We start from the raw sequence: 10441 nt of genomic DNA on the forward strand, positions 1-10441 counted from the left end.
GAGATGAATCAGCTGACCGGACAGGTCTTTTCGGGCCATTTGCGATCCATCGTCGGGTCGATGACGATCGAGCAGATCATCCGTGAGCGAGATACGTTGTCGCGCCAGGTGCTCGAGGCCTCCAAGCGTGAGATGGGGTCGATCGGACTGGTGGTTGACTCGTTCCAGATCCAGTCGATCGACGACATGGAATCGGGATACATCAACGCCCTTGCCGCGCCGAATATCGCGAAGGTGCAGCGGGAAGCGGCCGTTGCGCGTGCCCTGGCCGATCAGGAAGCCGCGAAGGCGCAGCAGGAGTCGTTGCGAAACCAGGCCGACTACGAACGTGAGACCGCCATCAAGCGGGCCGGCATCAAATCGGAGACCGATAAGGCGAATGCTGAAGCAGCACAGGCCGGTCCGCTCGCCGAAGCGCGGGTGAACCAGGAGATCGCGCGCGAGCAATCGCGTCTGGCCGAAGCCAACGCGGAGTTGCGCGAGCAGCAGTTGCTGTCCGAGGTCATCAAACCGGCCGAGGCTGAGGCCCGACGTCGGGAGATTACCGCGCAGGCGGAGGCGAAAGCGGTCGAAATACAGTCCGCCGCAATGGCTATGAACAACCGGATCGCGTTGGATCAGCAGCTGATCGAGCAATTGCCGGCGCTGGTTGGTGAAGCCGCGAAGGGTCTCGGGTCGTCGAATCTCACCGTGTTCAACGGGGCCGAAGGCGTCAACGAGATTCTTACTGGCATCGTCACCCAGGGGGTGCAGATGCTGAAGGCCGTGCAGGGCCAGGTGAATCAGGTCGATATCCCGGCGTCCCCGGAAAATCAGTAAATAAAGTGGCGACCGAGGGCAATATGCCCTCGGTCACCGACTATTCGGACGATTTTCCCGACGACGCCGACCGGTGCAGCAACTCGACGGTGCGCACCACCGCGGGGTCGTACGACCGGGAATCCTTGACGTAGACGCAGATGGTTCGCTCCGGAGTCGGGTTGGTCAGCGGTACCGAGACCGTCCCGACGGGTAGCTCGGCCGCGCCCAGTTGAGGGACCACCGTCAGCCCGACGTCGCGTGCGACGAATCTCAACGCTGCTGGATAGTCGCTCGTCTCGACGGCGAAGCTTGGCGTGAAACCCGCTGCGGCGCAAGCGGTTAGCATGTTCTGTCGGCACGGACCGTCGGAGGTGTCACTGTCGATCCAGCGGTAGGCGGCCAATTCTGCCATGTCGATAGCTGACCGGCCGGCGAGTTCGTGGTTCTCGTTGAGCACCGCGACATATGGTTCGACGAGGAGTTCGTGGCTGGCGTAGCCGGGTATCGGCGGCGTGCGCCCGAGGCCGACGAGGATCGCGATATCGGGGCGCACTTCCCGGACTGCTTCACGGTCCTCCTCGATCCGCACCAGCACCCGCGTGTCGGGAAAATCGGCGGTGAGTGCGGCCACGACGTCGGGCATCCACCCGGTGACCGCCGATGAGAATCCGCTGACCACGATGCGGCCGGTGGTACCGGCGCGAAGGTCTTCGACGGTCGCGGCCAGTTCATCGACCTGCTGCATGAGTTTGGTCGCGGCGTCGGCGAGGACTCGTCCAGCGGGCGTCGGCTCAATGCCTCGACCCGATCGCTCCACGAGCGTGAGCCCGGTTTCTCGCTGCAATGCGGTGACATGCTGGGATATCGCCGACGACGTGTAGCCCAAAGTTGCCGCGGCGCCGCCGACCGATCCGGTTGCGACGACCGACCGGAAGATCATCAAGCGATGGGTGTCGATCACGAAACCTCCTACAGTTCAGTCCTACTGAAGAATAGATCAATAATAATCGCTTGTGCTGATTTGTTCTCGGCTGGACACTAGCCCCATGGGAAATCGAGTTTCGCCACCGACGGTTGCTCTGGTCGCGGTGATGGTGATGTGGTCATCGTCGTTCGTGGTGATCCGCAGCATTGGCGAAGACGTCTCACCAGCGGCGATGGCGGAGGGGCGACTCCTCGCCGCGTCGGTCGTGCTGCTGGGTTGCTGGGTGTGGCGGTACCGGGGACGGCTCCTCGCGACCATTCCGCGCGGAATGACTCTCGCGCTGCTCGTCGGCTACGGCGCGATGTGGTTCGCGATTTACACGGTCCTGGTGAACGCCGCTGAACAGCACCTCGACGCCGGGACGACCGCGCTGCTGGTCAATATCGCGCCGATCGTCGTCGCGGTTCTCGCCGGCATCTTTCTGCGCGAAGGCTTCCCGCCGCTGCTGATGGTCGGAATAGCGGTGAGTTTCGCCGGCGCCGCGATCATCGCTTTCTCCGGTCCGGGCCGTCATGATCGGATCGGAGTAGCACTGGCTATCGCAGCGGCATTGCTCTACGGAGTCAGTGTCGTCGCCCAGAAATTGGTCTTGGCGAAGACCGATCCGCTGACCGCGACGGCGTTGGGCTGTGCGGTCGGCACGCTCGTCCTGGCACCGTACGCGCCAACGTTGATCAGCGAACTGGCGTCGGCTCCGGTGAGTAGTACCGCAGGCGTTGTCTACCTCGGCCTCGCTCCGACCGCGGCCGGGTTCTTGCTCTGGGCCTACGCATTGGCGCATACGCCGGCCGGGCTCACCATCTCCGCGAGCTATGCGGTACCCGCGTTGTCGATCGTCGGATCGTGGATCTTTCTATCGGAGGGACCCGGCATCGCCGGCCTGGTCGGCGGGGTGCTCTGCCTGGCCGGCGTGGCCATCGCGCGAATCAACTACGTGCGTCCGGAGAAGCCTTCCGAGAAGCCACCGCGCCGCACCCGCGACCGGTTGGTGACCTCGCGCCAGCCGGTGGGCTCGAGCGGATTGCTCCGGTTCTAAGCGATCACCAGCCTCCGACGCTGAGTTAGGCTCGGTGGCATGGACAACAGCCCCGACGACAACGATTCTGCGGCAACGGATTCCGCGCCCCTCACGCACCCGGCCTACGAAACCGTTCGCGAAGTAACGCCCTTCGCGTCGGTACTGCTGTGTCATAACCCCGGGGTGATGGAACTCGACGGCACTAATACCTGGATTCTGCGGGCGCCCGGTCACCCCGACTGCGTCGTCGTAGACCCGGGGCCGCCGAAACACCGTTCGCATGTGGAGAACGTCGTAGCCCAGGGCAACGTCGTGCTCACGTTGATCACTCACCGGCATTTCGACCACACCGGCGCAATCAAGCGGATCCGCAAACTGACTGACGCGCCCGTCCGCGCTCGACTCGACGAGCATTGCCGGGGCGCCAAGCCACTGGCCGATCGTGAGGTCATCGAAGCTGCCGGGCTCACGATCACCGTCTTGTTTACCCCGGGGCATTCCGGAGATTCGGTGAGCTTTCTGGTCGAGTACGACGGGCAGCGCGCGATGCTCACCGGCGACACGATCCTCGGCAGTGGAACCACCGTGCTGGATCCGCGCGACGGCGGACTGCGGGACTATCTCAATTCGCTGAACCGACTCATCGTCGAGGGCGAAGGCTGCGCGCTCTTGCCCGGCCACGGCCCCGACCACGCCGACCTGATTCCGGTTGCGCGTTACTACAAGTCGCACCGGGAAGAACGAATCGACCAGATCCGCGCAACATTGGACGAACTCGGTGTCAGCGCGAGGAAGGCTAAGCCGATGAAGATCGTCCGCAAGGTCTACGCCGACGTCGACAAGAAGGTGTGGCCAGCCGCGCGGATGTCAGTCAAGGCGCAGCTGGAGTACTTGCGCGACGAATAACCACTTCGGTGGTCAGTCGGGCAGTTGTCTCGCGTGATCTCGATACACCGGTGGGCTCGCAAGCTCGCCCACCGGCACTCGATCATCGAAAGGGTGACACCGTCGGGCACTCGATCATCGAAAGGGTCGTCAGCGTGCGCGACGAGCCAGTCGCTCGGAATCGGCGATGAGGACGCTCTTGCCCTCCAGTCGGATCCAACCGCGCTGAGCGAAGTCGGCGAGCGCCTTGTTCACCGTCTCGCGCGAAGCGCCGACCAGCTGGGCGATCTCTTCCTGAGTCAGGTCGTGCGTCACGCGCAATGCGCCGGCCTCTTGCGTGCCGAAGCGCTGGGCGAGCTGTAGTAGCTGCTTGGCGACGCGTCCCGGGACGTCGGTGAAGATCAAGTCGGCCAGGTTGTTGTTGGTTCGACGAAGGCGTCGGGCCAACACGCGCAGCAACTGCTCAGCGATTTCGGGGCGATCCTTGATCCAGGCCTTGAGCGCGTCGCGATCCATCGACACCGTCTGTACTTCGGTGACCGTCGTCGCCGACGACGTACGCGGGCCCGGGTCGAAGATCGACAACTCGCCGAACATATCCGACGGTCCCATGATGGTCAGCAGGTTCTCACGGCCATCGGGTGAGCGTCGGCCAACCTTCACCTTGCCCGACAGGATGATGTACAGCCGATCACCGGGTTCGCCCTCGTGAAAGATCACGTGACCGCGGGGGAAATCTACCGGCTGAAGTTGCTTGGTCAGCGCTGCAACCGCTGTGGGTTCGACACCTTGGAATATGCCGGCCCGCGCTAGTACTTCCTCCACCTGGAACCTTTCTGATGTGGGCGCACTCCTCCGGCCGAAATGGTCGGTGAGTTGAATACCGTGCAAGAGTACTCTCGTCAAAGCATAAATGTTGAATAGGTCACTACGTGGCAATCACACTCGAACGCGGCGCGCCAATATTGCTGACTGGGCGTCAGCTCGCGCGGCGGCTGCGCAGATCGTCGAGGGTCGACGGTGCGGCATCGTCGAAAGCGGGAGCTTGTGATTGCGCGGCCGCGAGGATTTCGTCGACCTGATCGTCGGACACGGTCTCGGTGGTCTGGTCGATGCGGGTTTGCAGCTTCTCCATCGTCAGCGCGAAGAGCATCAGCATGGCTGGGAAGAGCACCGCGGCAAGACCTTGCATGGGGAACAGTAAACACAACCTCGTGCCTCGATGCCTACCTGGCATAGGCGTCGTCACAGCATTGTTACCTACCCGGTGTCGAGGCCTTGCCGGTTTGCCCGACGTCGGGATTTCGCCCTTGGCCTGGAGTGGATAGCTCACGTCAGTACTCTGGACAGGTGAGTCCGAGCCGTACTGCCGCCACCAACCGTCGTAGCGATGCTGATGCGGGCGCCGCTCGCGCTGGCCGGTCCCGCGCCGATGAAACGCGGCTGGGTCTTGTGCGTCGAGCTCGCCGGATGGACCGCGCACTCAAGGTGGCATTTCCCAACGTCTACTGCGAACTCGATTTCACGACGCCGCTGGATCTCTCGGTCGCGACGATTCTGTCCGCCCAGTGCACCGACGTGCGCGTCAATCAGGTGACTCCGGCGTTGTTCGCGCGGTATCCCACCGCTGCCGACTACGCGGGTGCCAATCGCGCCGAGTTGGAGGAAATGATCCGGCCGACGGGGTTCTATCGGAACAAGACGTCGTCGATCATCGGGCTGGGCCAGGCGCTGGTCGAACGTTTCGACGGTGAGGTGCCGGGCACCCTCAAGGAATTGGTCACCCTGCCGGGATTCGGTCGCAAGACCGCAAATGTGGTGTTGGGCAATGCTTTTGGTGTGCCGGGGCTGACGGTCGACACGCATTTTGGCCGCCTCGTCCGACGGTGGGGATGGACCGAAGAAACTGATCCGGTGAAGGTGGAACGCGCCGTCGGGGAACTGATCGAGCGCAAAGACTGGACCGACGCCTCGCATCGGATCATCTTTCACGGTCGACGCGTATGCCATGCCCGCAAGCCGGCATGCGGGGTGTGCGTGTTGGCCAAAGACTGCCCGTCGGCCGGCGAGGGGCCGCTGGACAAGCTTGACGCGGCAAAGCTCGTCAAGGGACCGGAGACCGCGCATCTGCTGGAGTTGGCGGGGGTCCCGGCGTAGTGACCGAAACTCAGAATCAGCGCTGGTGGTCGGCGCCGGCGTTGCGCTGGACGATTGTGTTCATCGTGGCGGTAATCGCGCTGATCGTCGCTATTTGGCCGCGGTCGGATGACCCGATGCGAACGGCCACACCGACGTCGTCGGACACCTCGGCGGTGAAACTCACCGACGCACCCGTCGCCGACGCCGAGGTGGCGGCGGCGCGAGAGCAAGCGAAACTGGCTGACTGTCCGGTCACCGGATCGCCCATCGGCCCGACGTCGGAATTGGCGGGAGTCAGTGCTCCCTGCCTGGCATCTGGATCTACATACGACGTCGGGGCTGGTACCGCGGGCAAACCGGTGCTGATCAACATGTGGGCGACGTGGTGTCTACCGTGCGGGCGTGAGTTGCCGGTGCTGCAGGACTACGCCAAGCGTGCCGGCAACGCCATCACGGTATTGACCGTGCACTCGGTCGACGGTTCACGTAGCCCATTCCTCGTGCTGAAATTCCTTGCGGACAACGGAGTGCGATTGCCAACCGTCCTAGATACAAAATCCCAGATCGCCGCGGCATTGTCGGCGCCGAAGGTATTCCCGTCGACGATCCTGGTCCGCGCCGACGGCACTGTCGCCAAAGTACTGCCGGAGGTTTTTGAAAGCACCGACGCCATCGCTGCCGCTGTCGAAACCAACCTGGGTGTGCGGACGTGACCGGGCGACCCGAGGCGCCCGAGGTCACACCCGGTCCACTTGTCGACGACGCTGAAATCCCGCCGTGGCTGCGACCATTGACCGGCAACGTCACCGCCGTCAGTGACAGCGTCAATAATCGCGGCGGAAACCGGACCCGCATCGCCATGATGTTGCAGGGCGGCCGTCGACGCTCGGCGGCGGTCCTGATCCTGTTCGCCGGTAGCTGGGACCTCGACCCCACCTATCCCGGTGGACTGCCCGCCGACGCCGAGGTGCTCCTACTGCAGCGAGCGAGTTCGCTACGCCAGCACAGCGGGCAGGTCGCTTTCCCTGGCGGAGCACATGACGAAGGCGAGTCCTTCCCGGTTCAGACCGCGCTGCGTGAGGCCACCGAGGAGACCGCTCTCGACCCGACCACCGTCCGGGTGCTGGCCACTCTCCCCAGCTTTCCGGTGCCGCCATCGGGTTTCGACGTTGTGCCGGTGATCGGTTTTTGGCACAGTCCCGGCGAGGTCTACGCGGTCGACGCGGCCGAGACCGCGCTGGTTGCTCGCGTCAACCTGCGCGAACTGTTGTCAGCGGATAACCGATTCCAGGTCCAACGCAAGGTGATGGGCGGAAACGTGTACAAGGGCCCGGCGTTTATGGTCGACGGTCTGCTGGTGTGGGGTTTCACCGGTGGCCTGCTGGATGCGATCAGCGACGCCGCGGGCTGGGATGTCCCCTGGGATCACTCCGACGTCCGGCCGCTCGACGCCGCGATCGCATCGGCGGCACGGTCAGCCGACGTCGAAGGCCGGCCGCGGTGAGCGGGGGAATGTGGGTCGACATCGTCGTAATCGCGTTGGCGTTGATCGCAGCGGCGTCGGGCTACCGGCAGGGGGCGGTTGCCTCGGCGCTGGCCTTCGTCGGCGTGGTTCTCGGTGCCCTCGCCGGGATCCTCCTTGCCCCACACCTCATCTCGCAGTTCGAGGGGCGTACCGCACGGTTAGTGGCCGGACTAGGTCTTCTGCTGCTTCTCGTGGTGATCGGCGAGGTCGCCGGGATGGTGCTGGGCCGAGCGGCACGAGGAACGTTGCGATTGCCGGCGTTACGTCATCTCGACAGTGTCGTCGGTGCGGTTCTGCAGGCGGTCGCGGTATGCGCCGCGGCCTGGCTGTTATCGATTCCGATCAGTCATTCCGCGCAGCCCGCACTGGTTGACGCGGTCGACGAGTCCAAGACACTCAGTTTCGTCGATGACGTTGCGCCGCAATGGCTCCGGAATGTTCCGAGTGAATTCTCCAATTTGCTGGAAAGTTCCGGCTTACCCGAAGTTATCGGTCCATTCGGGACCGCGCCGGTCGCCTCGGTCGATCCGCCCGACGCAGCATTGACCAGGTTGCCGGCGGTGAGCCAGGCCCGACGCAGCGTGGTAAAGATTCGTGGTGAAGCGCCGAGTTGTCAACGCTCCCTTGAGGGCAGCGGATTCGTCATCTCGCCCGAACGGGTTATGACCAACGCGCATGTGATCGCGGGAACCCGCAGCCTTGCCGTGATCAGCTCGACCAATGTGCGACGTCCGGCGACAGTCGTCTACTTCGACCCCAACAACGACATCGCCGTTCTCGACGTCCCCGGGTTACGTGCTCCGGCAATGCGATTCGCCGATTCCCCCGCGAAGGGGGGCGACGACGCGATTGCTCTCGGCTACCCGGAGGATGGTCCGTTCACCGCGAGCCCATTGCGGATTCGAGGGACCATCAATCTTGCCGGGCCGGACATCTATCAGACCGGCCGAGTTACCCGTGAGGTTTACACCGCGCGCGGTGAGATTCGGCAGGGCAATTCGGGTGGACCGATGATCAACGCCGACGGCGATGTGCTCGGCTTAGTCTTTGGTGCGTCGGAGAATCCCACCGACGAAACCGGATTCATCCTCACCGCTAAGCAGGTGCAGAGTGCGGTCAGTCAGGGGAGCGATTCGACGACGGAGATGAGCACCGGAATGTGTGTGAACGGCTGACTCGGGCTACTCGGCGAGCCACGTCAGGATCATGTCGTTGGCGCGGTTGGGCTGCTCTTGATGTGCGAAATGGCCGGCGGCTGGCACCTGCGAGTAGTCCATCAGTGGCGCCCACCGCTTACTGGCGGCCATCAGCCCATCCATCACAAACGAATCGTCGCGTCCGCGTAAGGCGAGCACCGGGATCGATAATTTTTGGTCCATCAACTCCATGAACCGAAAACCGTCCGGGCGGAACTGGGAGCGGAATGCCCAGCGCCGATATTCCAGGCTGCAGTAGGCGACGCCGGGTATCTGTACCGCTGAGCGATTACGCCCGACGACGTCGGAGAATTCGGCCGTGTGTTTCCAACGATCCGAAGCCCGCTCGTCGAAATATTGCGCGATGTAGGCGCCGTTGGCGCGGGTGAGTCGCCGTTCGCCGAGCCGCGGCAACTGATTGTGCAGAAATCCGCCGAGAAAGGCGCTCCGCTGTTCGGGGTCGAAGAGAACCGAACGTCGCAGCGCGCGTGGATGCGGTGACGCGATTACCCCGATGCGGCTGACCACGCGAGGGTGCAGGATCGCGGTCGCCCAACTGACCAACCCGCCGTCGGCGTGGCCGATCAGCGCCGCCTCGGTATGGCCGAGTGAGCGGATCAGGCCGTTCGCGTCGCCGGCCAGTGTCCAACCGTCGTAGCCGCGTGGGGGTTTGTCGGAGTCGCCATACCCCCGCAAGTCGACGGCAACCGCGCGATATCCGGCCTCGGTGAGGCTGGCTAGTTGATGGCGCCAGCTCCACCAGAATTCACCGAATCCGTGTAGCAGTAGAACCAGTGGCCGGTCGGCCACCTGGCGCCCGTCGATCTCGACAGCGTGAAATCGGATGCCGTTCGCGCGGACGTCGAAATGATGCCACGGCCCGTCGAACCGGACCGTCGAGGGATCGGGCGCGGGCACCGGCGTCAGTCGCGCTTATGTAGATCGCGCGCGGGCGGAATACCTGGGTGCGAAAGTGCCGGCTTCTCATCTGGAGTCGTGGAGTGGCCTAACCCCGACGGCACGACCGATCGGACCTCTTTTACCGACTCAATGGTCTTACGCGGCGGATGCATCCGGCGGAAGACGAGGTACCCGATCAACGCGGCACCGATGGACGCCCCGATCAGCAGGAGGAAGACGACGCCGAAGGCCGCCCAGCGCCACATGAACTCGGACAGAACCTCGCCGAGGAAGAAGAAGAAGAAGAAACTCGAGTACAGCACCATCACCGCTGCGACGACCAACAGGCCAACGCCGATACCGGCCTTCTTGGCCTCGCCGACTAATTCGGCTTTGGCCAGTGCGATCTCCGACCGAAACAGCGTCGATGCGTTTGCGGTCGCCTCTTTGACGAGGTTGCCGATCGTTGGTTCGCCGTTCGCGCCAGCGTTGGCGTCGGTCAGCGGAATCGACGGTACCGAATAGGGCTGCCGACCGACTTCGTTCCCCTGGCCGGCCGAGTTGCTGGGGTTCACAGAATCCTCCGTTGCTCGGGTATTGGGGTTTATGTTGCCATGCCACGGCGCGGTGGTGGGGGCAGGGTTTGATCTATGTCGTGCTCCGCGTCGCAGTGGGTCATCGGGAAGTGGCGTCACACAGGCGGGTAACGATCGTGATGGTTTCGCTGTATTCGAGATAGCCGGACGGAAACGTGTTGGTAGTAGCGAGTCGTGTAGGCGAGCACTCGCCCGGTTTGTCTGGAGCGAAGGGAGAGTGCTCGTACTCACGTGACCACAGGGGGTCGTACTGGGTAGAGATAATCTGACGCAGTGTCGGCACGTCGAGTGCCCTGCGGTCGAGGGCGGTTTTCGGGCCGCGACCTACGATTACATAGTCGGGCGACGTCGACGTCGATGTCTCTTCGACTGCGGAGTTGAGATCGTCGTTGCGGT

At 63.6% G+C, this 10441-nt stretch carries 13 protein-coding genes; 7 read left to right on the forward strand and 6 right to left on the reverse strand.

Annotation, left to right across the window (positions count from 1 at the left end; translation table 11 throughout):
- The coding region (locus GOEFS_RS04675) for an SPFH domain-containing protein (protein WP_007316730.1) at window positions 1-819 on the forward strand (819 nt) is incomplete at its 5' end.
- Window positions 820-859: 40 nt separating this feature from the next.
- Here GOEFS_RS04675 and GOEFS_RS04680 read toward each other — a convergent pair.
- Window positions 860-1762 (reverse strand): LysR family transcriptional regulator, encoded by a 903-nt coding sequence (locus tag GOEFS_RS04680; RefSeq protein WP_007316731.1) that lies wholly within the window; start codon window positions 1760-1762, stop codon window positions 860-862.
- Between the two features lie 85 nt (window positions 1763-1847).
- Here GOEFS_RS04680 and GOEFS_RS04685 point away from each other — a divergent pair, with 85 nt between their 5' ends.
- Together GOEFS_RS04685 and GOEFS_RS04690 are read left to right on the forward strand one after the other, a co-directional pair.
- A complete protein-coding gene (locus tag GOEFS_RS04685) occupies window positions 1848-2822 on the forward strand; it encodes a DMT family transporter (protein ID WP_083837238.1) in 975 nt (324 codons plus the stop codon).
- Between the two features lie 39 nt (window positions 2823-2861).
- Window positions 2862-3710, forward strand: a complete 849-nt coding sequence (locus tag GOEFS_RS04690; RefSeq protein WP_007316733.1) for an MBL fold metallo-hydrolase — start codon at window positions 2862-2864, stop codon at window positions 3708-3710.
- Window positions 3711-3839: 129 nt separating this feature from the next.
- On the opposite strand, the gene GOEFS_RS04695 is transcribed toward GOEFS_RS04690, so the two are convergent.
- Window positions 3840-4514: a Crp/Fnr family transcriptional regulator gene (locus GOEFS_RS04695; RefSeq protein WP_007316734.1), complete on the reverse strand. Its 675-nt coding sequence runs from the start codon at window positions 4512-4514 to the stop codon at window positions 3840-3842.
- A 154-nt stretch (window positions 4515-4668) separates the two neighbouring features.
- On the reverse strand, window positions 4669-4881 hold the full coding sequence (locus tag GOEFS_RS04700) for a hypothetical protein (protein ID WP_007316735.1): 213 nt from the start codon (window positions 4879-4881) through the stop codon (window positions 4669-4671).
- A gap of 278 nt (window positions 4882-5159) precedes the next feature.
- Between GOEFS_RS04700 and nth the strand changes: the two genes are divergently transcribed.
- Genes nth through GOEFS_RS04720 form a run of 4 tightly spaced genes read left to right on the forward strand, consistent with a single transcriptional unit; the run spans window position 5160 to window position 8528 of the window.
- Window positions 5160-5846, forward strand: coding sequence for an endonuclease III (gene nth / locus GOEFS_RS04705; RefSeq protein WP_007316736.1), 687 nt, complete (start codon window positions 5160-5162; stop codon window positions 5844-5846).
- Window positions 5846-6541, forward strand: coding sequence for a TlpA family protein disulfide reductase (locus GOEFS_RS04710; RefSeq protein ID WP_007316737.1), 696 nt, complete (start codon window positions 5846-5848; stop codon window positions 6539-6541). Before nth ends, GOEFS_RS04710 begins: the two co-directional genes overlap by 1 nt.
- A complete protein-coding gene (locus GOEFS_RS04715) occupies window positions 6538-7332 on the forward strand; it encodes an NUDIX hydrolase (protein ID WP_007316738.1) in 795 nt (264 codons plus the stop codon). The genes GOEFS_RS04710 and GOEFS_RS04715 overlap by 4 nt, the downstream gene beginning before the upstream one ends.
- Window positions 7329-8528, forward strand: coding sequence for a MarP family serine protease (locus GOEFS_RS04720; RefSeq protein ID WP_040524509.1), 1200 nt, complete (start codon window positions 7329-7331; stop codon window positions 8526-8528). Before GOEFS_RS04715 ends, GOEFS_RS04720 begins: the two co-directional genes overlap by 4 nt.
- Window positions 8529-8534: 6 nt before the next feature.
- Here the strand turns inward: GOEFS_RS04720 and GOEFS_RS04725 are convergent, their stop codons facing one another.
- From GOEFS_RS04725 to GOEFS_RS23585, 3 genes are all read right to left on the reverse strand, one after another.
- Entirely contained in the window at window positions 8535-9467 is a 933-nt protein-coding gene (locus GOEFS_RS04725; protein ID WP_007316740.1) for an alpha/beta fold hydrolase, read from the reverse strand.
- A gap of 5 nt (window positions 9468-9472) precedes the next feature.
- Window positions 9473-10024: a phage holin family protein gene (locus GOEFS_RS04730; protein ID WP_007316741.1), complete on the reverse strand. Its 552-nt coding sequence runs from the start codon at window positions 10022-10024 to the stop codon at window positions 9473-9475.
- A 100-nt stretch (window positions 10025-10124) separates the two neighbouring features.
- On the reverse strand, window positions 10125-10441 hold a 317-nt coding region (locus GOEFS_RS23585), incomplete at its 5' end, for a hypothetical protein (protein WP_007316742.1).

This window comes from Gordonia effusa NBRC 100432 (assembly GCF_000241305.1).
GTDB lineage: Bacteria > Actinomycetota > Actinomycetes > Mycobacteriales > Mycobacteriaceae > Gordonia > Gordonia effusa.